Below are 23523 nucleotides of genomic sequence, written 5' to 3'. Positions count from 1 at the left end.
GACGCCCGCGAGGCCGCCCGGCTCCGCGCGGTGGGTCAACTAGCCTGGGAGACATGGCGGAGAGTTCTTGGTCCCTCGGCCGCGCGCTGCGCGGCATGTTCGTGAAACCGACGATCGATGAGACCACATGGGAGGACCTCGAGACCGCGCTGATCACGGCGGACTTCGGGCCCGATATCGCCGAGCGGATCATCGAGGAGCTCCGCGAGAAGGTCGAGCGGTACCGGACGACGGATCCGAAGGACCTGCAGCGCATGCTCCGCGAGACGCTGGAGGAGCACTTCGCCAAGTTCGATACGACGCTCCGTCTCAGCGAACGCCCCGCCGTCGTCCTCGTCGTCGGCGTCAACGGCGTCGGGAAGACCACGACGATCGGGAAGTTCGCCGCCTATCTGAAGCGCTTCCAGCGCTCGGTCGTCGTCGGGGCGGCCGACACTTTCCGCGCCGCCGCCGTCGACCAGCTCGCAACCTGGGCGGAGCGGGGCGGCGCATCCATCGTCCGACCGCAGCACGAGGGCCAGGACCCGGCGTCGGTTGCCTACCAGACGATCGACCACGCCATCCGGACGGGGACCGAGATCGTGCTGATCGACACCGCGGGTCGCCTGCACACCAAGGGCGGTCTCATGGACGAGCTCACGAAGATCCGTCGGGTCATCGAGAAGCAGGCGCCGATCAGCGAGGTGCTGCTCGTCCTGGACGCGACCACGGGGCAGAACGGCGTCATGCAGGCGGAAGCATTCCTCGAACACGCCGGCGTCACCGGGTTGGTCCTCACCAAGCTCGATGGCTCGGCGCGCGGGGGATTCGTCCTCGCCGTGCAGGAACGCACCGGCATCCCGGTCAAGCTGCTCGGTCAGGGCGAGGGCATCGGCGACCTGACCGGTTTCACCCCCCACGTGTTCGCCTCCGCCCTCGTCGATTAGCGGAGCGCCGCTCGCGCGGACGCGCTCGGGCTGGTTTCATGGGGACATGGCGATCGAGCACGACTACTTCGGGCTCTTGGAGTCCGGTCCCGACGGATCGATCTTCTGGTCGGAGTCGGTGGACTTCGGAGACCAGCGGGTGACGGTCGACCTGACGGCGCCCGATCAGGACGACGTCTCGGTGGCGGCGCTCGACGTCGCGGCGGCGATGATCGCGGGGCTCGAGGCGATCGACCTCCGGGCGCGCAATGCCATGGTCTCGGAGCTCGACGACCGCACGAGCGAGGTCATCGAGTACATCCTCCAGCAGCAGGAGATGCTCGGCGAGGACCTCGAAGACCTGCTCGTGGACATCTCCGGCGACGTTCACATGGACGTCATCCGCTCCCTGCAGCTGATGAGCATGACGATCCTCGCGGACGAGCACGACGGAGCCGATCCGTTCGCCGTGCTCGAGTATGCGCTCGACCCTGACTCGACCGACGATGTCCTCCTCGTGAACCTCACCGTCGATGGTTCCGTGCAGTCGGTGACGAGCGCCGACTGACTCGCCGGCGCCCGTCGGCGCTCCCTGCGATCTCGTGCGCGTTCGCCCACTCGAGAGCTTGCTGGAGGGTCGCGAGGTCGCGCGCCGATAGGCTCGGACCATGGCGAGCGGACGGCCCCGGGCGACCACACCGGAGACGATCTCGGAGGCCGCGTGCGAACTCTTCCTCGAGCGCGGATACACCGACACCGTCATCGCCGACATCGCCGCACGGGCAGGCGTCAGCCGGTCGAGCTTCTTCAACTACTTCGATTCGAAGGCAGCGATCCTCTGGTCATCGCTCGACGCGAGGATCGCCGTCGTCGAGGCGACGCTGCGGGATCGGTCCGTCCGCGCGACCCTCGAAGCGCTGGGCGAGGGGTTCGCGCCCGACGCCCTCGCGCTCGGACTCGCCCACGCTGACGCGATGGGGGCCCGAGAAGAGCTGGAACGGGATGCCGCGCGTCGCCAGATGCGGATCGCCGCGGCCGTCGCGCACAAGCTCGTCTCCGAGGGAACCGAACCGCTCGCTGCGGAGATCGCGGGCGCGGCGCACGGGGGCGCGGTGCTCGCCGCGATCCGCTCCTGGGCGCGGGACGGTGCGGGGCGGCGACCCCTCAGCATCCCGCTGGCCCGTGCGCTCGACATCGCAGCCGTCACGCTCGCGTAAACTTGCCCGCATCATGGCAACTTTCGGCACGCTCTCCGATCGGCTCACAGAGACCTTCCGTTCCCTCCGCACCAAGGGCAAGCTCTCCCCGGCGGACATCGACGGCACCGTCCGGGAGATCCGTCGCGCACTCCTCGACGCGGACGTCGCGCTTCAGGTGGTCAAGGAGTTCACCGGCAGGGTGCGCGAGCGCGCGCTCGGCGACGAGGTCAACCGGGCCCTGAACCCTGCTCAGCAGGTCGTGCAGATCGTCAACGAAGAGCTCATCGCGATCCTCGGCGGGCAGCAGCGCCGTCTGGAGTTCGCAAAGCAGCCGCCGACGGTCATCATGCTCGCCGGCCTCCAGGGCTCGGGCAAGACGACCTTCGCCGGAAAGCTCGCGAAGCAGCTGGAGAAGGACGGACACACGCCCCTCCTGGTCGCCTGTGACCTCCAGCGCCCGAACGCCGTGAACCAGCTTCAGGTCGTGGCCGAGCGCGCTGGCGCGGCGATCTTCGCCCCCGAACCGGGCAACGGCGTGGGCGACCCGGTCGCCGTGGCGCGCACAGGCGTCGAGCACGCCCGACGTCAACAGCACGACATCGTCATCATCGACACGGCCGGCCGCCTCGGTGTCGACGCCGAGCTGATGAAGCAGGCCTCCGACATCCGCAAGGCCACGCAGCCCGACGAGGTCCTGTTCGTCATCGATTCGATGATCGGTCAGGACGCCGTTGCCACCGCGAAGGCCTTCCAGGAGGGTGTCGACTTCACGGGTGTCGTCCTCTCCAAGCTCGACGGCGACGCCCGCGGTGGTGCCGCGCTGTCGGTGGCCTCAGTGACGGGCCGGCCCATCATCTTCGCGTCGACCGGTGAAGGCCTGGACGACCTCGAGGCGTTCCACCCCGACCGCATGGCGAGCCGTATCCTCGACCTCGGCGACATCCTCACCCTCATCGAGCAGGCTCAGCAGGCCTTCGACGAGGAAGAGGCGAAGAAGGTCGCGGAGAAGTTCGCGAAGGACCAGTTCACGCTGGAGGATTTCCTCGAGCAGCTGCAGCAGGTCCGCAAGATGGGCTCGATGAAGAAGATGCTCGGGATGCTGCCGGGCATGGGTCAGATGAAGCAGCAGATCGAGAACTTCGACGAGCGCGAGATCGACCGCACCGAGGCGATCATCCGGTCCATGACCCCGGTCGAGCGCCGCAACCCGAAGATCCTCAACGGCTCGCGCCGGCTGCGCATCGCGCGTGGTTCCGGCATGACCGTCACCGACGTCAACCAGCTCGTGCAGCGGTTCGATCAGGCGGCGAAGATGATGAAGACCGTTGCGCGCGGTGGCGTGCCCTCGATCCCCGGCGTGGGATCGCTCGGCGGCAAGCCCGGCGCCTCGGCCAAGCGCGGCAACAAGCAGAAGAAGGGCGGCGGCTCGCGGTCGGGCAACCCGGCCAAGCGCGCGGCAGAGAACGCCGGCATCGCCGCGGCCGCGCAGACCGGTTCGGGCTTCGGTCTGGGAGGCGGCGCACCGCAGCCGTCCGAGTCCGACCTCGCTGAGATCCAGAAGCTGTTCGGCAAGGCCTGACGCCTGTCGCCCCGAAGGCAGCGCAGTGGAAGCGCCCGCCCCGGGCGCACGTCGGGCCGGCGCGCGCATCCACTAGTCTGATTGAAACGTTGTCGGGCCCGTGTCGGCGCCCACGGGAGAGGGCGCGGGTATATCGCGGTGACACAGACGACACTCTTCGACCGTGATACGCCGCTCTACATCGAGAGCGCGTCGGGCGTGTTGCCGAAATTCCCCGCTCGCCGGTGGGAGCGATGGTTGCTCCGATTCGGATTCTTCCTCATCTTCGCCGCTGTCGCGGTGTGGTTCGAGATCGCCTCCGACGGGCAGCAGACCGGGACGGCCAACGCGGAGCTGGCAGCGCGCATCGCCGGCATCCGCCTCGGGGCGGGCATCGAGCCCATCGAGGCGCTCCATCCGCTGGTCACCGGCATCCTCGCATCCGTCATCCCCGGCGGTGCGTTCGGACTGTCGATCGCAGGCTGTGTCGTCGGGGCATTCCTCGTGCAGCTGATCGTCCAGTCGCTGGAGCGCAAGGCGGTTCCTCGCCCGCTCGCGGTGGCGCTGGTGGTGACGCTCAGCCTGACGCCGATGTTCTTCTACATCGTCACGACGAACTTCCAGGCCGTGCTGAGCCTGACGTTCTTCGGATTCGCGATGATCGCGCTCGTGCGCTTCAACACGTTCGCCAACACGCAAGCGGGATTCCGTGCGGGCTTGCTGCTGGCACTGGCTGCGTTCTCGGACCCGACCGCGGCGTTCGCGGTGCTCGTCGTCGCGGCGGCCGGCATGGTCCTGGAGCAGTCCCGGCAGCGTGCCCGTCTCGCCAATGCGCTCGTGATCGCCTATCCCACCGTCGCGTTCTACGCGGCGTTCGCGGTGCTGGGAGTCGCCTTCCGGGTGGGGCCCTTCGCCATGCTCGGGGGTGCGCCTGTCTGGAATCAGTCGCACGCCGACAGGCTGGTCGGCGCTCTGTCCACCCCGGCCGGGGCGCTCTACTACTCGCCCACGATCGTGATCGCCGTCACCTTGGGCGTGCTGGGATACCTGTGGCTCGGGCTCGTCGGGGTGCTCTTGACCGTCAGCACCACGCTCGCCTACCTCGTCGGCTACGCGCCCACGGGTACCGTGGGCAACAGTTTCGTCATGTCGCTGTTGTTCGGCATCGCCCTCATGCAACGGCCGCGCACGCGCCCGCACGATTGGATCCTCGGGGGGACGGCTCTCCTGCTCCTGTGCATCGGCTGGGTGAGCGCGTTCGGACGCCCTACCATCCTGACCTGGATGTCCACTCTCACGGGAGGCGCGCTGTGACCGGACCGGATGTCGCCTCCGCACTGCTCGAGTGCGAGCACCGTCATGAATACGTCCGGCATGGTTGGCTGCCCCTGCGTCGCGAGGGCGACGTGGTGGTCGTCGGGGCGGCGCAACCGCTCGCGCGCTCCCAACGGGCTCGGGTCGAGAGGCTGATCGGCTCGCCGATAAAGGTCGAGCCGATGCTGCAGTCGCGGATCGTCGGCGCTGTCATGGCGCAGTTCGGGGCGGACTTCGCCTTCGAGGCGTCGGAGGGACTGGCGCAGCGCGACCAGCAGCTGTCGGCCAAGACGGTCCTCTCCCGCACGCAGCAGGTGTTTTCGGCCGTCGTCCTGATCCTTCTCGTCGCCGCGGGGATCCTCTGGCCTTTACAGACGCTGATCACCGCAATAGCCGCCTCGAGCATCGTCTTCCTCGCCTCGACCGTCTTCAAATTCAGCATCGCGATGTTCGGCTCGCGCTTCGATCTCGCCGAGCGCATCGCCGCCGACGATCTGAGGGCGCTGGAGGACGACGAGCTCCCGATCTACACCGTGCTGGTGCCCGTGTTCCGCGAGGCGCGCATCGTGGGCAGGCTCGTGGAGAACCTCGGCCGCTTGGACTACCCCGCCGAGCGCCTCGAGGTTCTCATCCTGGTCGAGGAGGAGGACGACGAGACCCGGGATGCGATCGCCCTGTCGAACCCGCCCGACAACTTCGTCGTCGTCACGATTCCGAAGGGGACCCCGCAGACCAAGCCGCGCGCCTGCAACGTCGGGCTGCTAGTGGCTCGCGGGGAGTTCCTGGTCATCTACGACGCGGAGGACGCGCCGGAGCCGGACCAGCTCAAGAAGACCGTGGTCGCCTTCCGCCGAAGCACCCCCGAGACCGTCGTCATGCAGGCGGCGCTCAATTACTTCAACGCGCGGGAGAACGTGCTCACCCGCATGTTCGCCCTCGAGTACAGCTACTGGTTCGACTACATGCTGCCCGGGCTCGACGTGCGCGACCTCCCGATCCCGCTCGGCGGCACGTCCAACCACTTCCGCACCGCGGCGCTGCGGGAGCTCGGCGGCTGGGACCCCTACAACGTGACCGAGGACGCCGACCTCGGGATCCGCGCGAGTGCCCTGGGATACCGCGTCGGCGTCGTCGACTCCACCACGATGGAGGAGGCGACCTCCCGGATCGGCATCTTCATCGGTCAGCGCAGCCGCTGGATCAAGGGGTATATGCAGACCGCCCTCGTGCATGCCCGCCGCCCCGTGCGCCTGCTGCGCAACATCGGGTGGCGTCGATTCGGGGCGTTCGCCCTGCTCATCGGTGGAACGCCCATCACCTTCCTCGGTGTCATCCCGTTCACGGTGATCCTCATCGCGTCGTTCCTGGTTCCGCTCGCCGAGTTGAGCGCGGTATTTCCGCCGCTGGTGCTGTGGCTCTGTCTTCTCAACTTCGTCGCCGGCAACGCGCTGATGGTCTACCTGAACATGATGGGACCGTACAAGCGCGGGGCGTTCCGGCTCGTCGCGTGGGCGCTGCTGAACCCCATCTACTGGTTGTTGCACTCCATTGCGTCCTACAAGGCGCTGTGGCAACTCATCACGAAGCCGCACTACTGGCAGAAGACCGAGCACGGATTATCGGAATGGGTCCCCGAAGCGGATGCCGAGGGGATCGCCCGGACCGGTAGCGCGCCGTAGCGCTCAGGCGTACTCCGCGAGGTGGTCGCGCAGGGTGGGTCCGGCGCGGAACTCGCGGATGAGGTGCTGCACGACAGCGTGAAGATCACCGTCGGCGGCGTCGGCGACCAGCAGCTGCCTGCTCGAGCTGGGTCCCTCGTCGAGGATGCGGCCGACACCGGCGAACTCCCGCGCGCAGTGCAGCTCTTCGGCGACCGGCAGCAGCGCCTCGATCGTCTCGCGCAGATGTTCGTCCACGGGGCGCTGCGTGCCGTCGCGATCGACGATGATGCGCGCATCGGTGCCGTAGCGCGCGGCGCGCCACTTGTTCTCGCGCACGAACCACGGCTGGAGCCTCGGCAACTCACGTCCCTCGTCGAGCTCGCGGGAGAAGTGCTCCACGAGCACCTGCACCGTCGATGCGACCGCGGCGAGCTCGGGCAGGGTCGACATGCCGTCACACGCGCGGACCTCGATCGTTCCCCAGCGCGGCGCGGGGCGGATGTCCCACCGCACCTCGGTGGCATCCTCCATCACGCCCGTGCGCTGCATGTCGGTGAGGTATCCCTCGTACTGCGACCAGTCGTCGAGCGGCCACGGCAGTCCCGCCGTCGGCAGCTGCTGGAACACGAGGGCACGGTTCGAGGCGTAGCCGGTGCGCTCGCCCGCCCAGAACGGGCTGGAGGCCGACAGCGCCTGCAAGTGCGGCAGGTAGCCCGACAGTGCCCCGATGATCGGGAACACCTTGTCGACGTCGTCCACCCCGACGTGCACGTGGATGCCCCAGATCATCATGTTGCGTCCCCACCACTGGGTGCGTTCGATGAGCTTGTGGTACCGCGTCTTGTCGGTGACCTGCTGGTCGTACCACTGCGCGAACGGATGGCTGCCCGCGCACAGCAGCTCGACGCCGAGCGGGTCGGTCACCTGCCGCACGTCGGCGATCGCGTCGGCGATGTCATCGACCACTGCCGCGACGGTGTCGCCGATCCCGCTTGTGACCTCGATCGTGTTGGTCAGCAGCTCGCCGGTGATCGTGTGGCGCTCCAGCGCCGATTTCTCCTCGAGTGTGGCCAGCACATCCGGGGCGCGCGGCACGAGGTCGCCCGACTGCCCGTCGGCCAGCATGATCTCCCACTCCACGCCCACGGAGGAGCGGGCGGATGTCGCGAACGGCACCGTCATGGGCACAGTCTGACACGACGCGGTGCGCTGGTTCGCGGCATCCGTCATGATCTGGCAAAATAGGTCGCTGGACCGCTCGCTCGACCCTCTAACCGGCGAGAAGGCCCACCGCAGAGCTTCCGCCGGGTGTGCACCCCACAGCCCAGGCGTCGTTCATCACCTCACAACACCACTCGGGAGAATTGTGGCTGTCAAGATCCGTCTCAAGCGCCTCGGCAAGATCCGCGCGCCCTACTACCGCATCGTCGTCGCCGACTCGCGTACCAAGCGCGATGGTCGTGTCATCGAGGAGATCGGCAAGTACCACCCCACCGAGGAGCCCTCGTTCATCGAGGTCGACTCCGAGCGGGCGCAGTACTGGCTGTCCGTCGGCGCGCAGCCGACCGAGCAGGTCGCGGCGATCCTCAAGCTGACCGGCGACTGGGGCAAGTTCAAGGGCGACGCGAACGCCGTTTCCACGGTCAAGACCGCGGCCGCCAAGGAGGAGTTCGTCGCGGACTCCGCCAAGAAGTCCGTCATCAAGCCCAAGGCGGAGAAGAAGGCTGAAGAGCCCGCCGCTGCGGCCGAGGTCGAGGCTGACGCCGCGGCCGAGTCGACCGACTCCGAGTAATCCGTTGCTGGCCGCCGCGCTCGAACACATCGTCAAGGGAATCGTCGATCACCCCGAAGATGTGACCATCCGTTCCCACACGTCGCCTCGTGGCGATGTGCTGGAGGTACGCGTGCACCCCGATGACCGGGGTCGCGTGATCGGGCGCGGCGGACGCACCGCCAAGGCTCTCCGGACGCTCGTGTCCGCGCTTGCCGACGGCAATCGTGTCCGCGTCGACGTCGCGGACGACTGACGTGTCGGCAGGAAAGCCCGCACGCACCCAGCTCCGAGTCGGCAGACTCGTCAAAGCGCACGGCCTCAAGGGTGCGCTGAAGCTGGAGCTCTACACCGACGACCCCGACGGACGCTTCGTTCCGGGCGCCGTCTTCACGCTGCAGGTGCCCGAGTCGTCCCCGTGGCACGGCAAGAGCGTGACCGTGCGCGAGTTCCGCTGGATGAACTCCCACCCCGTCCTCTTCCTGGAGGGAATCGACGACCGCGATGCTGCGGAATCGATCGTCCGTGCCATCCTGTGGCTGGATCAGGAGCAGATCGACGCGGCGCCCGAGGAGGACGCCTGGTACGACCACCAGCTGGTCGGCCTCGACGTCATCCGTGATGGTGCCGTGATCGGTCGCGTGACCCAGATCGACCACCTCCCCTCCCAGGATCTGCTGACCGTTCGCACCACCGACGACCGGGAAGTGCTGGTCCCCTTCGTGAAGGCGATCGTTCCCGAGGTGGACGTCGCCGCCGGTCGGCTCCTCGTCACCCCTCCCGCGGGTCTGTTCGAAGAACTCGCCGGCGACGAGGATGACGCGCCGGCAGAGACGGATGCCGCGGCATCCGAATCCGCGGACGGCGCCACCGAGGCCTGACGTGCGCATCGACGTCGTCTCGATCTTCCCGACGTTCTTCGACGTCCTCGAGGTCTCGCTGCTCGGCAAGGCGCGCGGTGCAGGTCTGCTCGACGTGCGCGTCCACGACCTCCGCGAGTACACGCACGACCGCCACCGCACGGTGGACGACACCCCGTACGGCGGGGGCGCCGGAATGGTCATGAAGCCGGAACCCTGGGGCGAGGCGCTCGACGCGATCGCCGCCGGCGGCGCGTCCGAGCCCGTCTTCATCTTCCCGTCGCCGGCGGGCGAACGGTTCACCCAGGCGACCGCCCGTGAGCTGTCTCACGCCGATCACCTGGTCTTCGGGTGCGGCCGGTACGAGGGGATCGATGAACGCGTGTTCGGCTACGCCTCGACCCTCGGTCAGGTGCGGCTGGTCAGCCTCGGCGACTACGTGCTCAACGGAGGAGAGGTCGCCGCGATGGCGATGATCGAGGCCATCGGCCGGCTCATCCCCGGCGTCGTCGGAAACCCCGAGAGCCTCGTTGAGGAGTCTCACGAGGACGGACTGCTCGAATACCCGTCGTACACGAAGCCGGCATCGTGGCGCGGGTACGACGTTCCGGACGTCCTGCTCAGCGGCCACCACGGTCGTGTGGCACAGTGGCGCCGGGATCAGCAGGTGGAGCGCACGCGGCTGCGGCGCCCCGACCTGCTGCCCGACTGATCGGGAGCCCGCTCAGGTCGGCGTCAGTCGACCCCGAGGAATGAACGGTCGGTCAGGACGATCGGACCGTCGTCGGTGATCGCGATGGTGTGCTCGGAGTGAGCGCCGCGGGAGCCGTCCGCACTGCGGAGCGTCCAGCCGTCGGGGTCGGTGATCAGTTGGTCGGTGCTCTGGAGCAGCCACGGCTCGAGAGCCACGACGAGTCCGGCCCGGAGCGGGAACCCCCGTCCCGGCTTGCCGTCGTTGGGGATGTGCGGGTCGCCGTGCATGATGCGTCCGACGCCGTGACCGCCGAAGTCCGTGTTGATCGAGTAGCCGTCGCCGTGCGAGACCCCGGCGATCGCGGCGGAGATGTCGCCGATGCGATTGCCGATGACGGCGGCGTCGATCGCGGCGGCGAGGGCGCGTTCGGTGGTGTCGATCAGCGCCAGGTCCTCGTCGCGGGGCGTGCCCACGACGAACGAGATGGCGGAGTCGGCGACCCAGCCGTTCAGCGACACCGCGAAATCGAGCGAGACGAGGTCGCCGTCGCGGAGCACGTAGTCGTGGGGGAGTCCGTGAAGCACGGCGTCGTTCACCGAGGTGCAGATCACCTTCCCGAAGGGGCTCGCGCCGAAGGAGGGGTGGTAGTCGATGTAGCAGGACTCCGCCCCGGCGCGACGGATCAAATCGTGCGCGCGGCGATCGATGGCGAGCAGATTCGTGCCCACCTTGGTCTCGTCCCGCAAGGTGGCGAGGGTTTCGGCGACGAATCGGCCGACGGGGCGCATCGCTTCGATTTCGGCGGGGGTGCGCAGCTCGATCATGGGTTTCCCTTCTTCAGCTTCCATTCTGACGGGTCGGCGTAGCATCGAGGCATGTGGCTCCGTCGCGCAGTGCTCCGGTGGCTGGCTCCTGCCGCCGCCGTCCTCCCGATCTGGCTCCTGGTGGGATGGATCATTTCGGATGCCGGGGGCTGGGCGCTCCTGTGGGTGCTGCTCATCGCGATCCCGACGGTGGCGATCGGCGAACTGGTGCTGCTGTTCCTCATCCGTGCTCGCGGAACGGTGCGCCACAGCGGCGCCGTGTCCTGGCTCGACGTCGCCGGCATCGCCGCGTGGCACGTCCTGACGATCGCCGTGGGGTTCTTCCCCGAGGCATGGTTCATCCCGCTGCTGATCGGTGCGATCGTCGTGTACATCGCCGTCCTGTGGTCCTCCCTGTGGCAGCTGTTCCAGGAGGCGCGGCCTTCAGCGGTGTTCCGGCGCTACACGGCGGCGGCCGAAGCCGGCAGCAGGGGCGAGCAGGCGGGGGTCGTCGTCATCGAGGAGCGCCGCGAAGAGGGACGTTGACCGCGTTTTGAGCGGGCTTCGATCCATGGCAGAATGGTTGTTTGTGCCCTGACCGGTCTCTGCCTCAGGGGAGCACGGCGTCGCTTCGACGTCGCGGGCGCCACCTCCTTTTTCCCTTTTATCTCGCGGTCGACCTGGGGCGGTCGCAGGAAGTGACGATCATGCAGATCCTCGACTCCGTCGACGCGGCATCCCTCCGCTCCGACATTCCCGACTTCAACGCCGGCGACACCGTGAAGGTGCACGTCAACATCACCGAAGGCAACCGTTCGCGCATCCAGGTGTTCCAGGGTGTCGTCATCGGTCGCTCCGGCGACGGCGTGCGCGAGACCTTCACGGTTCGCAAGATCAGCTTCCAGGTGGGCGTCGAGCGTACCTTCCCGGTGCACAGCCCTGTGATCGACCACATCGAGGTCGTCACCCGCGGTGACGTGCGTCGCGCGAAGCTGTACTACCTCCGCAACCTGCGCGGCAAGAAGGCGAAGATCAAGGAGAAGCGCGCCAACTGAGCGCCTTTCCACAACGGATGCCCCGGGACCTCGGTCTCGGGGCATCCGTCGTTTCCGTGCTCCGCGGCGTGTCCCCGCCCTCCGGTGTGCGACCCTGGAATGTGCCCTCCCAACCGGGGCAGGGCTGGTGAAGGACAGCATGACCTCGGACTCCCCGTCGCCCGCTTCGGAGCTTCCCGCGGGGGCGCGCCCGCGTCGCGGAGTGTGGCCGTTCCTCCGAGACGTGCTGATCATCCTCGTGATCGCCGTCCTGGTCTCGTTCCTCGTGAAGACCTTCCTGGTGCGCTCGTTCTACATCCCGTCCGGTTCGATGCAGAACACCCTGCAGGAGCAGGACCGGATCCTCGTGGACGAGCTGACCCCGCGCTTCGGCGGGTACGACCGCGGCGACGTCGTGGTCTTCCGCGACCCCGGTGGCTGGCTGCCGGTGACCTACGACCCGCCCCAGCCGCCGCTGGCGGAGGCGCTGGAATGGGTGACGGGCCTCGTGGGTCTCACCGCGTCCGACAGCGAGGAGCACCTGATCAAGCGCATCGTCGGCATGCCCGGCGACACCGTGGTCTGCTGCAACGCCCTCGGCCAGGTGACGGTCAACGGCATCCCGATCGACGAGACCCCCTACCTGAAGCTGACCGACGCGCAGAGTGCTCCCCGCGAGGTCACCTACGAGGTGACGGTCCCGGAGGATTCGGTCTGGGTGCTCGGTGACAACCGGGACAATTCGCAGGATTCGCGCTTCCATCAGGACCAGCCCGGCGGCGGATTCGTGCCGCTGGAGAACATCGTGGGGCGCGCGTTCGTCAAGACGTGGCCGCTCGACCGGCTCGGTCCGATCGACGGGCATCACGAGGTCTTCCGCGGCGTGCCGTACCGGGACGTGCCGTGACGGTCGTCGCGCCGAGGCTGACCCTGGAGCGCAGGCTCCTGCGTGAGCACACCCTCGTGATCGCGTGCGACGAGGTGGGACGGGGCGCGCTGGCCGGCCCGGTCGCCGTGGGCGCCGCGGTGGCGGATGCCGCGCTCAGCAGGCGCAGGGTGCCGGAAGGGCTGCGGGACTCGAAGCTCATCGTCGAACGTCACCGCGCCGCCGTTGCGGAGCGAGCACGCTCGTGGGTGCCGGCGAGCGCCGTCGGATGGGCCAGTGCCGCGGAGGTGGATGAGCGCGGCATCATCGCAGCGCTCGGACTCGCAGCGGTCCGCGCGATCGAATCCCTCCGGCAGCAGGGTGTCGCCGTGGATGATGCGCTGGTCATCCTCGACGGAAATCACGACTACATCACCCCGATCGCCCGCATCGGTAACGGGGTCCGTCCCGTCATCAAGGCCGACAGAGACTGCGCGTCGGCGTCCGCGGCATCCGTCATCGCGAAGGTCGCGCGCGACGAGTACATGCTCACCCTGCACGGCGAGCACCCGCGCTACTGCTGGGAGCGCAACAAGGGGTACGCGAGCGCAGAGCACCGCGCCGCGATCACCGAGCACGGCCTGAGCGCGCACCATCGCGCGTCGTGGTCCATCGCCGCCGCACCGACGCTGTTCTGACGGCTCCCGGGCCGGCGTCGCTCTCGTAGGATGGGATCACCATGGATGACGAAGTCTTCGAGGATTACGACCGCGAGCTGGAGCTCGCCCTCTACAAGGAGTACCGCGACGTCGTCGGGCAGTTCCAGTACGTGATCGAGACCGAACGACGGTTCTACCTCGCCAACGAGGTCAACGTGGTCCGCCGAGACACCGAGCACGACTTCTACTTCGAGATCTCCATGAACGACGTCTGGGTCTGGGACATCTACCGCGCAGACCGCTTCGTCAAGTCGGTGCGCGTGCTCACCTTCAAGGACGTCAACGTCGAGGAGCTGCAGCGTCGGGACTTCCAGCTCCCCGAAGAGCTCTCGCTCGACGGCTGATCGGGCGCGCGCCTTCTCCACAGCTTCTCCTCTCCGGCGGTTGTGCACGGTGGATCCCACCGCGCGCTGCTGCGGTCTTGAGGACGCCAGTGTCGTGGCATGGCAGCCAAAGACGACCTCGGACGCGCCGGGGAAGAGCGCGCACGCGTCCATCTCGAACGAGCCGGGTACCGCGTGCTCGACCGCAACTGGAGGGTGCGCGACGGCGAGCTCGACATCGTCGCCGCGCGCGGGCGCCATCTCGTCGTCGTCGAGGTCAAGACGCGCCGGTCGGAATGGTTCGGCCACCCGTTCGCGGCGATCGACGCGCGCAAGCGCGATCGGCTGTGGCGGCTGGCGTGCGCCTGGGTGGTCGCCCATCCCGAGTTGGCGCGGGGGAGGCGCCTGCGCCTGGATGTGATCGGCGTCACCGGGCCTGATCCATCGACGGCCGTCGTCGAACATCTTGAGGATCTCCGGTGAGCGTCAGCCGTACCTGGTCGGTGGTGTTGACCGGGCTCGCCGGTGACCTCGTGGAGGTCGAAGCGGACCTCTCGAACCAGGTGCCGGGATTCTCGATCATCGGCCTGGCGGACAAGGCGGTCGGGGAGGCGCAGCAACGGGTCCACAACGCCTGCGCCAACAGTGACCTGCCGCTGCCGCGACGGCACGTGACGGTCAACCTGTCGCCCGCCAACCTCCCCAAGCGCGGCACCGGCCTGGACGTCGCCGTCGCCATCGCCGCGGTCGCCACGGAGCTCGGTGTGGACGGCGCCTCCCTCGCGTCGACCGTGCACCTGGGGGAGCTCGGACTCGACGGCAGGCTCCGCCCCGTCCCCGGCATCCTTCCCGCTGTCGTCGCGGCGGCGAGGGCGGGATTCGAGCACATCGTCGTGCCCGAAGCGAACGCGGCGGAAGCCCGACTGGTTGCGGGCGTGTCCGTGCACGGGTGCGTGAGCCTGCGAGATGTCGCGCGCCTGCACGGACTCGACGTCGCCCACGTGGAGCAGGAGCCCGTCCCGATGGCGGGATCCGCAGTGGGAGACGACGAGGCCCAGGTGCCGGAACTGGCAGACGTCATCGGACAGCGTGACGCCGTGGAGGCGCTCCTGGTGGCCGCGGCGGGACGTCACCATCTGCTGATGAGCGGGCCCCCGGGCGCCGGCAAGACGATGCTCGCACGGCGGCTGCCTGGCATCCTTCCCGAACTGGACGACGAGGCCGCGTTGCAGGTAGCGGCGCTCCGGTCACTGTCAGGGCTGCCGGTTTCCGCGCTGCACCGCACCCCACCGTTCGAGGCGCCGCACCACACCGCGAGTGCGGCATCTCTGATCGGGGGAGGGACCAGAGCGGCGGCGCCCGGGGCGATCGCCCGCGCGAGCGGCGGCGTGCTGTTCCTCGACGAAGCCGGCGAGTTCGGCGGGCACACCCTCAATGCGCTGCGACAGCCCCTCGAACGCGGCAGCATCGAGATCCATCGCGCAGGGTTCCGAGCGAGCTTTCCCACCAGGTTCCAGCTGATCATGGCCACCAACCCCTGCCCGTGCGGGAACTACGGTGTCCCGGGCGGTGCGTGCGTGTGCCCCTCGCTCGCGATCCGTCGCTATCTCGGCAAGCTGAGCGGCCCTCTCATCGACCGTGTCGACATGGAGGTGCAGCTGCCCCGGGTCGCGGTCACGACGGTGCCGGATGCGGAGCGTCTCACGACCGCTGCTGCCCGGAAGCTCGTCGCCGAGGCGCGGGTCCGAGCACGCCGCAGGCTCGCCGGCACCGGCTGGGCGACGAACTCCGACGTCACCGGCGACTGGCTCCGCGGCGGGCCGCTGGCACCCGAGCCCGCCGTACGGGCACCGCTTGACACGGCTCTCCGGCGCGGTGCCCTCACCATCCGCGGCTATGACAGGGTCCTCCGCGTCGCATGGTCGGTCGCCGACCTCGCCGGACGAGAGCGATTGACACGGGAAGACATCGGTCGCGCGCTCTTCCTCAAGCGGGGAGTCACTCGATGACCTCCAGAACTCAGCTCGTCGCATCGCTGGAGGGGCTCGTTCCCGGTGCTTCCGAACTCGACACCGACGAGCTTCGAGAACGCCACGCGTATGCAGCCTGGTCCTGCCTCACCGAGCCCGGTGACGCCGTCGCGGGAGCGGCGATCCAGGCGCTCGGGGCGGCGGGTGCTCTCGATGCCGCGCGATCGGGATCCGCCGCGCCGGCCGACGAGACGTGGGTCGCGGGCGTTCGCCGCTGGGCACCTCGGTGGAGCGGCATCTCCGATGCGTTCGACCGGGCTCGCACCTGCGGAGCCCGGCTGCTCACCCCCGCAGATCCGGAATGGCCCCGGCACCTCGACGATCTCGGCGTGCATGCGCCGCGCTGTCTCTGGGTGCAGGGAAGCCCCGCGGCTCTCGCGACGGGCGCCGCCGTCGCCCTCGTCGGCGCGCGGGCGGCGACCGGGTACGGCGAGCACGTCGCCGGAGAACTCGCGGCGGGTGTCGGCGGGGCGGGCATCACCGTCGTCTCCGGAGGCGCCTACGGCATCGACGGCATGGCTCACCGGGCCGCGCTCGCGGGAGGCGGGGTGACCGTCGCGTTCGTGGCGGGCGGGGTCGACAGGCCGTATCCCGCGGGCCACGCTTCCCTCCTGGCGCGCATCAGCGAGGCCGGCGGAGCGGTGGCCGCGGAGGTGCCGTGCGGCACGAGCCCCACGAAGTGGCGGTTCCTGCAGCGAAACAGGTTGATCGCGGCGCTGTCCGATGCGACCGTCGTCGTCGAGGCGGGGTGGCGCTCCGGCTCCCTGAACACCGCGGGCCATGCCGCGGCACTCGGACGCCCCCTCGGAGCCGTGCCGGGGCCCGTCACGAGCGCCGCGTCGGCGGGGTGTCATCGACTCCTCCGTGAATACGACGCCCGATGCGTGACGACGCCCGACGAGGTCCTCGAGCTTCTCGGGCACGAGGGAGCGGATGCCGAGCACCCGTCCGACCGGACCGACGACCGCACCCGGCTCCTCGACGCGCTCAGTGCGCGCTCGGGGCGGATGACCAGCGATGTCGCCCGCCGCGCCGGCTTCTCGGAGGACGAGGCGCAGACGCTCCTCGGTTTCGCGGAACTCGACGGACTCGCACGTCGGCAAGGCGATCGGTGGCTCCGCGGCGCCGAGACCGACCGACACGCCTGAGCGCATGCATCCCCTGCGCGCCGACGGGGAGGGATCCTGGAACGGTGCTGATCTCCGCGGCCGTCTCCGCCTACACCGACCACCTCGCCACGGTGCGTCGGTTGTCGCCGGCGACGGTTCGTGCCTACCGGAGCGATCTGACCGATCTCGTCGCCACGATCGGAGACCGAAAGCTCGAAGAGGTCGACATCGAGCATCTCCGGGACTGGCTCTGGGCGGCGACGCAGCGCGGGATGGCCCGCTCCACCCTGGCCCGGCGCACGGCGGGCGTCCGCGGCTTCTGCGCATGGACCGTCGAGGAAGGTCATCGCGCCACCGACCCGAGCCTGCGCCTCGTGACCCCGAAGCGCGGCCGGACCCTCCCCACCGTCGCGACGGCGCCCACCCTCGCTGAGGTGCTCGATGCCGGCCGGATCGCCGGAGCTGGGGGCGACCCCCACGCGCTCCGCGACACGGCGATCCTGGAGACGCTCTACGGCGGCGCCCTCCGCGTGTCGGAACTCTGCGGCCTCGATCTCGAATCCGTGGACTCGTCGAACGCGACCGTCCGCGTGATCGGCAAAGGATCCAAAGAGCGGGTCGTCCCGCTCGGCGCTCCCGCGCTCAGCGCCATCGAGGCGTACCGGGTCCGAGCGAGACCTGCTTTCGTGACGGAAGCTTCGGGGACGGCGCTGTTCCTCGGCACTCGGGGAGGACGGATCAACCCCCGCACCGTCTACGACGTGGTTCGCCGCACACTCTCCGCGCAGGTCGGCACGGACAACATCGGCCCGCACTCCCTCCGCCACTCGGCAGCGACCCACCTCCTCGATGGCGGCGCCGACCTCCGCGCGGTGCAAGAGCTGCTCGGGCACGCGAGCCTCGGGACCACGCAGATCTACACCCACGTCTCCACGGAGCGTCTGGCGTCCGCGTACCGTCTCGCCCACCCCCGGGCGTGATGTCGCCGAGGGTGATGTTTTCGAGGGTGACGGGGCTCAACAGCAGGGGAGGAGCACGGCCCGCGGGATCTCGCGCACCAACCCTTCCGGATTGACGTACTCGCCGTGGTGCCGCACCCCGACATGCAGAATGCCCGCTGCAACATGCCCGCCCGCCGAGACATGCCCGATCACGTCTCCGCGCGCGACGATATCGCCCTCGCTGACAGTGGAGGTGACCGGCTCGACACTCGTGACCAGTCCATCACCATGGTCGATCGTGATCACACCCCGCCCGGCGACGGCGCCTTCGAACGCGATGACGCCGTCCGCGGTCGCCCGCACCGCACCGTCGCCACCGCCGGGGCGGAGATCCGCTCCTCGGTGACCGGGCCCGTAGCGGTGCGCCGGGGCGGCGAAGGGCTCGACCACGACGGCTTCCGCCAGCGGCCACTGCCATTCGACATCCGGCTGTTCCGTATCCGGTGCGGAGGCGCTCGCCACGGCGAGAGCGGTGGCGAGGAAGGCTGCTGCGAGCGCCCGAGCGGTGGTCATGGAGCTACCCTCGGTGACCCCGGGTTCCCGATGAGCGATCCGGGGCGGACGGGGGGAGAAGTCGGCCGTGGCGAGCGTCGGGGAGAAGCCCGCGATGTTGCTACACTGGCAGGGCACCTCGCATGTCGGGGTGACTACGCGTGCCCACAGCGGCGCGACACCGATTTTCTCGGCGTCGTACACGCGGCATCCCACCCTCAGGTCTCCCTCACCGGAGCGGGTGCATGTGCCGGGCACCAGGCTCGCCGAGACCACCGGTCCGGCGTAATCAACCCAAAGAACAGGAGAACGGCCATGGCCGTCGTCACCATTCGCCAGCTGCTCGACAGCGGCGTCCACTTCGGACACCAGACCCGTCGGTGGAACCCGAAGGTGAAGCGCTTCATCCTCACCGAGCGCAGCGGCATCCACATCATCGACCTGCAGCAGTCGCTCGGGTACATCGACAAGGCGTACGAGTACGTCCGCGAGACCGTCGCCCACGGTGGCACCGTCCTCTTCGTCGGCACGAAGAAGCAGGCCCAGGAGATCATCGCCGAGCAGGCGACCCGCGTCGGCCAGCCCTTCGTCAACCAGCGCTGGCTCGGTGGCCTCCTCACCAACTTCTCGACGGTCAGCAAGCGTCTCGCTCGCATGAAGGAGCTCGAGGAGCTCGACTTCGAGAACCCCGCAGAGAGCGGCTTCACCAAGAAGGAGCTCCTCCTCAAGAAGCGCGAGCTCGACAAGCTCCACAAGTCGCTCGGTGGTATCCGCAACCTGCAGAAGACCCCCTCCGCGATCTGGGTCGTCGACGCCAAGCGCGAGCACCTCGCCATCGACGAGGCCAAGAAGCTCGGCATCCCCGTGATCGGCATCCTCGACACGAACGCCGACCCCGACGAGTTCCAGTTCCCGATCCCCGGCAACGACGACGCGATCCGCTCGGTCAGCCTGCTGACCCGCATCATCGCCGACGCCGCCGCCGAGGGCCTCATCCAGCGTCACCAGCCGACCGACGAGTCCGCCGACGCCGAGCCCCTCGCCGACTGGGAGCGCGAGCTGCTCGAGTCCGCTCCGGCCGAGGCGCCCGCAGCTGAGGCGCCCGCCGCCGAGACCGAGGCCCCCGCCGCTGAGACCGAGGCTCCGGCCGAGGAGAAGTCCGCGGAGTAATCCTTCCGGTGGCCGTCCCGATGACCCGGGACGGCCACCCGCCGGAACAACCACCGAAACTGAGGAGCCGCCACCCATGGCAAACTTCACCATCGCCGACATCAAGACTCTGCGCGAGCAGCTCGGCACGGGCATGGTCGACACCAAGAAGGCTCTCGAGGAGGCCGACGGCGACCTCGAGAAGGCCGTCGAGATCCTGCGCCTCAAGGGCGCGAAGGGCAACGCGAAGCGTGCCGACCGTTCGACGAGCGAGGGCCTGGTGGCCGCGCTCGAGCAGGACGGCAAGGTCACGATGATCGAGCTGAACACCGAGACCGACTTCGTCGCGAAGAACGAACGTTTCATCGCGCTGTCCGAGAAGGTCCTCGCTGCCGCCGCAGCTGCCGCCGCCGACTCCACCGAGGCAGCTCTCGCCGCCGACGCCGGTGGCCAGACGGTCGCCGAGCTCATCAACGATGAGGCCGCCATCATCGGCGAGAAGGTCGAACTGCGTCGCGTGCGCACGCTGAGCGGCGACGCCTTCCAGATCTACCTGCACAAGACGAGCAAGGACCTGCCCCCGCAGGTCGGCGTCGTCGTCGCCTACACGGGTGACGACGCCGAGACCGCTCGCTCGATCGCGCAGCACATCTCGTTCGCGAACCCGACGTACCTGTCGCGCGACGAGGTCCCCGAGGCCGAGGTCGAGAAGGAGCGCGAGATCGTCACCGAGATCTCCCGCAACGAGGGCAAGCCCGAGGCCGCCCTGCCGAAGATCGTCGAGGGACGTGTCGGCGCCTTCTTCAAGCAGGTCGCTCTGCTCGACCAGGACTACGCGAAGGACAACAAGCTGTCCGTCGCCAAGGTCGCTGCCGACGCAGGCATCACCGTCACCGGCTTCGCCCGCTTCAAGGTCGGCGCGTAAGTCATCCGGGAAGGGGTTCGCATCACTCGATGCGAACCCCTTTTCCATGCCGTTCGATAGTCTTCACCAGACGAGAGGATCTTCCGTGATCGAGGAGAACACCGGACGCCGACGCGTCCTCTTGAAACTTTCCGGCGAAGCGTTCGGCGCCGGCCAGCTCGGGGTCAACCCCGACGTGGTCAGCCAGATCGCGCGCGAGATCGCCGCGGCGGTGGACCGGGTCGAGATCGCGGTCGTCGTCGGCGGCGGCAACTTCTTCCGCGGCGCCGAGCTCAGCCAGCGCGGCATGGACCGTGGCCGCGCCGACTACATGGGCATGCTCGGCACCGTCATGAACGCCCTCGCCCTCCAGGACTTCCTCGAACAGGCCGGGGCCGCCACGCGCGTGCAGTCCGCCATCTCGATGACGCAGGTCGCCGAGCCCTACATCCCGCGCCGCGCCGAGCGTCACCTCGAGAAGGGACGCGTCGTCATCTTCGGTGCCGGCGCAGGCCTCCCGTACTTCTCCACCGACACCGTCGCCGCCCAGCGCGCGCTCGAAATCGGTGCCGTGGAAGTCCTCGTCGCGAAGAACGGCGTCGACGGCGTCTACACCGCCGACCCGAAGAAGGATGCCGCGGCCGAGAAGATCGACACGATCACCTACCGCGACGCTCTCCAGCGTGGCCTCAAGGTCGTCGACTCGACCGCCTTCAGCCTCTGCATGGACAACGGCATGGACATGCGCGTCTTCGGCATGGAGCCGGCGGGCAACGTGACCCGTGCACTGCTGGGCGAGTCGATCGGCACGCTCGTCAGCGTCTGAGGATCGGGCTTCCCCCGACTAGACTTGACCGGACGTACCGACGAATGGAGTGACCGTGATCGCCGAGACCCTGGCCGACACGAAGAGCCGTATGGACCGCGCCGTCGAGGCGGCGAAGGAGGACTTCGCGACCGTCCGCACAGGGCGCGCGAACCCGCAGCTGTTCCAGAAGGTGCAGGTCGACTACTACGGCACCCCGACGCCGCTCGCGCAGCTCGCGTCGATCAACGCGCTCGAGGCTCGCACGCTCGTCATCACGCCGTACGACAAGTCGGCGCTGAAGGCCATCGAGCAGGCTGTCCGTGACATGCCGAACCTGGGCGCGAACCCCACCAACGACGGCAACCTCGTCCGCGTGACGATGCCCGAGCTGACCGCCGACCGCCGCAAGGAGTACGTGAAGCTCGTCAAGTCGAAGGCCGAGGATGCCAAGGTCCACGTCCGCGGCATCCGCCGCAAGGCGAAGGACGAGCTGGACGCGCTGAAGGGCGAGGTCAGCGACGACGACCTCGCTCGTGCCGAGAAGGAGCTCGACGGGATCACCAAGACCCACGTCGACCTCATCGACGAGGCACTCAAGCGCAAAGAGGCTGAGCTTCTCGAGGTCTGACCCACTCATGAGTGACGAAGGATCGGATCCCGGGCGCGCGCCCGAGGTTCCGGCCGCCCGGGGTTCGGCTCGCCGTTCCGGCGATGCGGATCCCGGGTTCTCCGCGCATGTGCGCGCGGCGCGGTCGGAGTTCGAGCAGCAGATCGAGCGCGCACGGGTCGAGTTCGAAGAAGCCAACGACCGCATCAACCAGCGGTCGGGGCGAAACCTCCTCATGGCGATCCTCATCGGCGCGGGGATCGGTGCCCTCGTGCTCGGTTCCCTGCTGTTCGTGAAGTGGGCGTTCATCGCCTTCGCGGCGCCGCTGTGCCTGCTGGGCATCTTCGAGTTCTCGCGCGCGCTCCAGCACGCGGGGCGGCGGATCGACATCGTGCCGCAGCTGTTCGCGGGCGTGGTGATCATGGCCGCCGTGTTCGCGGGGTACCTGACGCACTGGCTCGTCACGTTCGCGGCGGTCGTCTTCGTCGTCATCTGGCGCCTCATCGCACAGATGGCGGCGCGGGACGGGCGCCGGTACGGCGACGTCATCTCCGACGCCCTGCTGAGCGGGTTCGTCCCGATCTACGTCGCCTTCCTCGGCTCGCTGGCCCTCGCCATCATGAAGCAGGATCACGGTGAACTGTGGCTGCTGTCCGTGCTGGTCGTCGCCGTCTCGGTGGACACCGGCGCGTACGCGAGCGGCATCGCCTTCGGCAAGCACCCCATGGCGCCCCGGGTCAGCCCCAACAAGACCTGGGAGGGCTTCGCCGGCGCGGTGGTCGCGAGTCTCATCGCCGGTGTCCTGCTGGCTGTGTTCATGCTCCAGCTCCCCGTATGGGCGGGCGTCGTCTTCGGCCTGGCCATCCTCGCGTCCGCAACCCTCGGAGATCTGGGGGAGTCGCTCATCAAGCGCGACCTCGGCATCAAGGACATGAGCTCCTTTCTCCCCGGCCACGGTGGGGTGCTCGACCGACTCGACTCGATCCTGCCCTCGATGGTGCCGGGCATCGCGCTGTTCTTCCTTCTCTCCCCGCTGAGCGCTCTGGCATGACGGACACGCAGGACACCGCTTCCTTCCCCCGCGTGAGCGGCCGTTCGAAGGGGTACGACCCCGACGCTGTGGATTCCTTCCTCACCGAGGCACGAGCGGCGTTCGAGTCCGCTGAACCCTCGGTGTCGGCCGCGCAGGTGCGGGCTGCCGCCTTCCCGCTCGTCCGCGACGGGTATGACGTGGCTCCGGTGGATGCCGCACTGGCACGCATCGAGGATGCCTTCGCGCGTCGCGAGCGCGCCGATGCCCTCTCACGCAAGGGAGCACGTGCGTGGGTGGGGGCTTCTCGGAAGCTCGCGCAGGAAGTCCTCGATCGTCTGTCGCGTCCGGCGCGTCGTCGCTTCCGCCGCGTTCCCCTGCTGAGGTTCGGCTATCGGATCGAGGAGGTCGACCTCGTCGCCGGACGTATCGCCCGCTACCTCGAGACCGGGGAGGGGCTCTCCATCGAGCAGGTACGGACGGTCGCGTTCCGCATGCAGCTCGGCGGCTACGACGAGGCCCAGGTCGACGCCGTGCTGGACGCGGTCGTCGATGTGATGCTGTCGGTGGGTTGAGTGCACCGTGGTGGCAGTCTTCGCTCGGCGATAAGATCGGACGCATTGTGACTTCGGGAAACGAGATGCTGCGCCGAACGGCGACGGTAGCGACCCGGGATGCGAGTCCCGT

The 23523-nt window shown here is 68.7% G+C and carries 28 protein-coding genes; 25 read left to right on the top strand and 3 right to left on the bottom strand.

Features of this window, described 5'->3' with window-relative positions; genetic code table 11:
- Window positions 1-53 precede the first annotated feature (53 nt).
- From ftsY to ACHFGS_RS06870, 6 genes are all read left to right on the top strand, one after another.
- On the top strand, window positions 54-926 hold the full coding sequence (gene ftsY, locus ACHFGS_RS06895) for a signal recognition particle-docking protein FtsY (RefSeq protein WP_394279537.1): 873 nt from the start codon (window positions 54-56) through the stop codon (window positions 924-926).
- A gap of 46 nt (window positions 927-972) precedes the next feature.
- Complete coding sequence (locus tag ACHFGS_RS06890) at window positions 973-1473, top strand: DUF2004 domain-containing protein (protein ID WP_394279538.1); 501 nt, start codon at window positions 973-975, stop codon at window positions 1471-1473.
- 100 nt (window positions 1474-1573) lie between these two features.
- Window positions 1574-2122 carry a TetR/AcrR family transcriptional regulator gene (locus tag ACHFGS_RS06885; RefSeq protein WP_394279539.1) on the top strand — a complete coding sequence of 183 codons (549 nt, stop codon included), beginning with the start codon at window positions 1574-1576 and terminating at the stop codon, window positions 2120-2122.
- A gap of 13 nt (window positions 2123-2135) precedes the next feature.
- The gene (ffh, locus tag ACHFGS_RS06880; protein ID WP_394289299.1) at window positions 2136-3683 is read left to right on the top strand and encodes a signal recognition particle protein; all 1548 of its coding nucleotides are present in this window, start codon (window positions 2136-2138) and stop codon (window positions 3681-3683) included.
- 138 nt (window positions 3684-3821) lie between these two features.
- A complete protein-coding gene (locus ACHFGS_RS06875; RefSeq protein WP_394279541.1) occupies window positions 3822-4976 on the top strand; it encodes a hypothetical protein in 1155 nt (384 codons plus the stop codon).
- On the top strand, window positions 4973-6655 hold the full coding sequence (locus ACHFGS_RS06870) for a glycosyltransferase (protein WP_394279542.1): 1683 nt from the start codon (window positions 4973-4975) through the stop codon (window positions 6653-6655). The genes ACHFGS_RS06875 and ACHFGS_RS06870 overlap by 4 nt, the downstream gene beginning before the upstream one ends.
- Window positions 6656-6658: 3 nt before the next feature.
- Here the strand turns inward: ACHFGS_RS06870 and ACHFGS_RS06865 are convergent, their stop codons facing one another.
- Window positions 6659-7819: a glutamate--cysteine ligase gene (locus ACHFGS_RS06865; protein WP_394279543.1), complete on the bottom strand. Its 1161-nt coding sequence runs from the start codon at window positions 7817-7819 to the stop codon at window positions 6659-6661.
- Window positions 7820-8003: 184 nt separating this feature from the next.
- Here ACHFGS_RS06865 and rpsP point away from each other — a divergent pair, with 184 nt between their 5' ends.
- The 4 genes from rpsP to trmD are packed head-to-tail and all read left to right on the top strand — an operon-like array spanning window position 8004 to window position 9980.
- On the top strand, window positions 8004-8429 hold the full coding sequence (gene rpsP / locus ACHFGS_RS06860; RefSeq protein ID WP_394279544.1) for a 30S ribosomal protein S16: 426 nt from the start codon (window positions 8004-8006) through the stop codon (window positions 8427-8429).
- Window positions 8430-8433: 4 nt separating this feature from the next.
- A complete protein-coding gene (locus ACHFGS_RS06855) occupies window positions 8434-8664 on the top strand; it encodes an RNA-binding protein (RefSeq protein WP_394279545.1) in 231 nt (76 codons plus the stop codon).
- Between the two features lies 1 nt (window position 8665).
- Entirely contained in the window at window positions 8666-9289 is a 624-nt protein-coding gene (rimM, locus tag ACHFGS_RS06850) for a ribosome maturation factor RimM (protein WP_394279546.1), read from the top strand.
- 1 nt (window position 9290) lies between these two features.
- Window positions 9291-9980, top strand: coding sequence for a tRNA (guanosine(37)-N1)-methyltransferase TrmD (gene trmD, locus ACHFGS_RS06845; RefSeq protein WP_394279547.1), 690 nt, complete (start codon window positions 9291-9293; stop codon window positions 9978-9980).
- Between the two features lie 23 nt (window positions 9981-10003).
- On the opposite strand, the gene map is transcribed toward trmD, so the two are convergent.
- Window positions 10004-10786 (bottom strand): type I methionyl aminopeptidase, encoded by a 783-nt coding sequence (gene map / locus ACHFGS_RS06840; RefSeq protein ID WP_394279548.1) that lies wholly within the window; start codon window positions 10784-10786, stop codon window positions 10004-10006.
- A gap of 51 nt (window positions 10787-10837) precedes the next feature.
- Here map and ACHFGS_RS06835 point away from each other — a divergent pair, with 51 nt between their 5' ends.
- The 9 genes from ACHFGS_RS06835 (at window position 10838) to ACHFGS_RS06795 (ending at window position 17825) form a co-directional block, all read left to right on the top strand.
- Window positions 10838-11311 (top strand): MFS transporter permease, encoded by a 474-nt coding sequence (locus ACHFGS_RS06835; protein WP_394279549.1) that lies wholly within the window; start codon window positions 10838-10840, stop codon window positions 11309-11311.
- A 161-nt stretch (window positions 11312-11472) separates the two neighbouring features.
- Window positions 11473-11820 carry a 50S ribosomal protein L19 gene (gene rplS, locus ACHFGS_RS06830; protein ID WP_394279550.1) on the top strand — a complete coding sequence of 116 codons (348 nt, stop codon included), beginning with the start codon at window positions 11473-11475 and terminating at the stop codon, window positions 11818-11820.
- A 139-nt stretch (window positions 11821-11959) separates the two neighbouring features.
- Complete coding sequence (gene lepB / locus ACHFGS_RS06825) at window positions 11960-12706, top strand: signal peptidase I (RefSeq protein ID WP_394279551.1); 747 nt, start codon at window positions 11960-11962, stop codon at window positions 12704-12706.
- On the top strand, window positions 12703-13362 hold the full coding sequence (locus ACHFGS_RS06820; RefSeq protein ID WP_394279552.1) for a ribonuclease HII: 660 nt from the start codon (window positions 12703-12705) through the stop codon (window positions 13360-13362). Before lepB ends, ACHFGS_RS06820 begins: the two co-directional genes overlap by 4 nt.
- 41 nt (window positions 13363-13403) lie before the next feature.
- On the top strand, window positions 13404-13727 hold the full coding sequence (locus tag ACHFGS_RS06815) for a DUF2469 family protein (RefSeq protein ID WP_036309185.1): 324 nt from the start codon (window positions 13404-13406) through the stop codon (window positions 13725-13727).
- A gap of 99 nt (window positions 13728-13826) precedes the next feature.
- Window positions 13827-14189: a YraN family protein gene (locus tag ACHFGS_RS06810; RefSeq protein WP_394279553.1), complete on the top strand. Its 363-nt coding sequence runs from the start codon at window positions 13827-13829 to the stop codon at window positions 14187-14189.
- Entirely contained in the window at window positions 14186-15715 is a 1530-nt protein-coding gene (locus ACHFGS_RS06805) for a YifB family Mg chelatase-like AAA ATPase (RefSeq protein ID WP_394279554.1), read from the top strand. The genes ACHFGS_RS06810 and ACHFGS_RS06805 overlap by 4 nt, the downstream gene beginning before the upstream one ends.
- Complete coding sequence (gene dprA / locus ACHFGS_RS06800) at window positions 15712-16884, top strand: DNA-processing protein DprA (RefSeq protein ID WP_394279555.1); 1173 nt, start codon at window positions 15712-15714, stop codon at window positions 16882-16884. Before ACHFGS_RS06805 ends, dprA begins: the two co-directional genes overlap by 4 nt.
- 44 nt (window positions 16885-16928) lie before the next feature.
- Window positions 16929-17825: a tyrosine recombinase XerC gene (locus tag ACHFGS_RS06795; protein ID WP_394279556.1), complete on the top strand. Its 897-nt coding sequence runs from the start codon at window positions 16929-16931 to the stop codon at window positions 17823-17825.
- A gap of 36 nt (window positions 17826-17861) precedes the next feature.
- Here the strand turns inward: ACHFGS_RS06795 and ACHFGS_RS06790 are convergent, their stop codons facing one another.
- Window positions 17862-18359, bottom strand: a complete 498-nt coding sequence (locus tag ACHFGS_RS06790) for a murein hydrolase activator EnvC family protein (RefSeq protein WP_394289298.1) — start codon at window positions 18357-18359, stop codon at window positions 17862-17864.
- A gap of 294 nt (window positions 18360-18653) precedes the next feature.
- Between ACHFGS_RS06790 and rpsB the strand changes: the two genes are divergently transcribed.
- The 6 genes from rpsB (at window position 18654) to ACHFGS_RS06760 (ending at window position 23411) form a co-directional block, all read left to right on the top strand.
- Window positions 18654-19508 (top strand): 30S ribosomal protein S2, encoded by an 855-nt coding sequence (gene rpsB / locus ACHFGS_RS06785; RefSeq protein ID WP_394279558.1) that lies wholly within the window; start codon window positions 18654-18656, stop codon window positions 19506-19508.
- A 76-nt stretch (window positions 19509-19584) separates the two neighbouring features.
- Window positions 19585-20412 carry a translation elongation factor Ts gene (gene tsf, locus ACHFGS_RS06780; RefSeq protein WP_394279559.1) on the top strand — a complete coding sequence of 276 codons (828 nt, stop codon included), beginning with the start codon at window positions 19585-19587 and terminating at the stop codon, window positions 20410-20412.
- Between the two features lie 85 nt (window positions 20413-20497).
- Complete coding sequence (gene pyrH, locus ACHFGS_RS06775; protein ID WP_394289297.1) at window positions 20498-21217, top strand: UMP kinase; 720 nt, start codon at window positions 20498-20500, stop codon at window positions 21215-21217.
- A gap of 55 nt (window positions 21218-21272) precedes the next feature.
- Window positions 21273-21827, top strand: a complete 555-nt coding sequence (gene frr, locus ACHFGS_RS06770; RefSeq protein ID WP_394279561.1) for a ribosome recycling factor — start codon at window positions 21273-21275, stop codon at window positions 21825-21827.
- A gap of 7 nt (window positions 21828-21834) precedes the next feature.
- A complete protein-coding gene (locus tag ACHFGS_RS06765; RefSeq protein WP_394279562.1) occupies window positions 21835-22857 on the top strand; it encodes a phosphatidate cytidylyltransferase in 1023 nt (340 codons plus the stop codon).
- Window positions 22854-23411 carry a DivIVA domain-containing protein gene (locus ACHFGS_RS06760; protein WP_394279563.1) on the top strand — a complete coding sequence of 186 codons (558 nt, stop codon included), beginning with the start codon at window positions 22854-22856 and terminating at the stop codon, window positions 23409-23411. The genes ACHFGS_RS06765 and ACHFGS_RS06760 overlap by 4 nt, the downstream gene beginning before the upstream one ends.
- The last annotated feature ends 112 nt before the right edge of the window (window positions 23412-23523 follow it).

The sequence above is a fragment of the Microbacterium sp. genome (assembly GCF_043427715.1).
Classification (GTDB): Bacteria; Actinomycetota; Actinomycetes; order Actinomycetales; family Microbacteriaceae; genus Microbacterium.
Note: the sequence above shows the minus strand (reverse complement) of the source record. Positions and strands in the feature narration are given on the sequence as shown.

Bases quoted from the DNA above. Each gene is read 5' to 3' on its own strand.
- ftsY (WP_394279537.1), top strand. From the start codon at position 54: ATGGCGGAGAGTTCTTGGTCCCTCGGCCGCGCGCTGCGCGGCATGTTC.
- ACHFGS_RS06890 (WP_394279538.1), top strand. From the start codon at position 973: ATGGCGATCGAGCACGACTACTTCGGGCTCTTGGAGTCCGGTCCCGAC.
- ACHFGS_RS06885 (WP_394279539.1), top strand. From the start codon at position 1,574: ATGGCGAGCGGACGGCCCCGGGCGACCACACCGGAGACGATCTCGGAG.
- ffh (WP_394289299.1), top strand. From the start codon at position 2,136: ATGGCAACTTTCGGCACGCTCTCCGATCGGCTCACAGAGACCTTCCGT.
- ACHFGS_RS06865 (WP_394279543.1), bottom strand. From the start codon at position 7,819: ATGACGGTGCCGTTCGCGACATCCGCCCGCTCCTCCGTGGGCGTGGAG.
- map (WP_394279548.1), bottom strand. From the start codon at position 10,786: ATGATCGAGCTGCGCACCCCCGCCGAAATCGAAGCGATGCGCCCCGTC.
- ACHFGS_RS06835 (WP_394279549.1), top strand. From the start codon at position 10,838: ATGTGGCTCCGTCGCGCAGTGCTCCGGTGGCTGGCTCCTGCCGCCGCC.
- rplS (WP_394279550.1), top strand. From the start codon at position 11,473: ATGCAGATCCTCGACTCCGTCGACGCGGCATCCCTCCGCTCCGACATT.
- lepB (WP_394279551.1), top strand. From the start codon at position 11,960: ATGACCTCGGACTCCCCGTCGCCCGCTTCGGAGCTTCCCGCGGGGGCG.
- ACHFGS_RS06815 (WP_036309185.1), top strand. From the start codon at position 13,404: ATGGATGACGAAGTCTTCGAGGATTACGACCGCGAGCTGGAGCTCGCC.
- ACHFGS_RS06810 (WP_394279553.1), top strand. From the start codon at position 13,827: ATGGCAGCCAAAGACGACCTCGGACGCGCCGGGGAAGAGCGCGCACGC.
- dprA (WP_394279555.1), top strand. From the start codon at position 15,712: ATGACCTCCAGAACTCAGCTCGTCGCATCGCTGGAGGGGCTCGTTCCC.
- ACHFGS_RS06790 (WP_394289298.1), bottom strand. From the start codon at position 18,359: ATGACCACCGCTCGGGCGCTCGCAGCAGCCTTCCTCGCCACCGCTCTC.
- rpsB (WP_394279558.1), top strand. From the start codon at position 18,654: ATGGCCGTCGTCACCATTCGCCAGCTGCTCGACAGCGGCGTCCACTTC.
- tsf (WP_394279559.1), top strand. From the start codon at position 19,585: ATGGCAAACTTCACCATCGCCGACATCAAGACTCTGCGCGAGCAGCTC.
- ACHFGS_RS06765 (WP_394279562.1), top strand. From the start codon at position 21,835: ATGAGTGACGAAGGATCGGATCCCGGGCGCGCGCCCGAGGTTCCGGCC.
- ACHFGS_RS06760 (WP_394279563.1), top strand. From the start codon at position 22,854: ATGACGGACACGCAGGACACCGCTTCCTTCCCCCGCGTGAGCGGCCGT.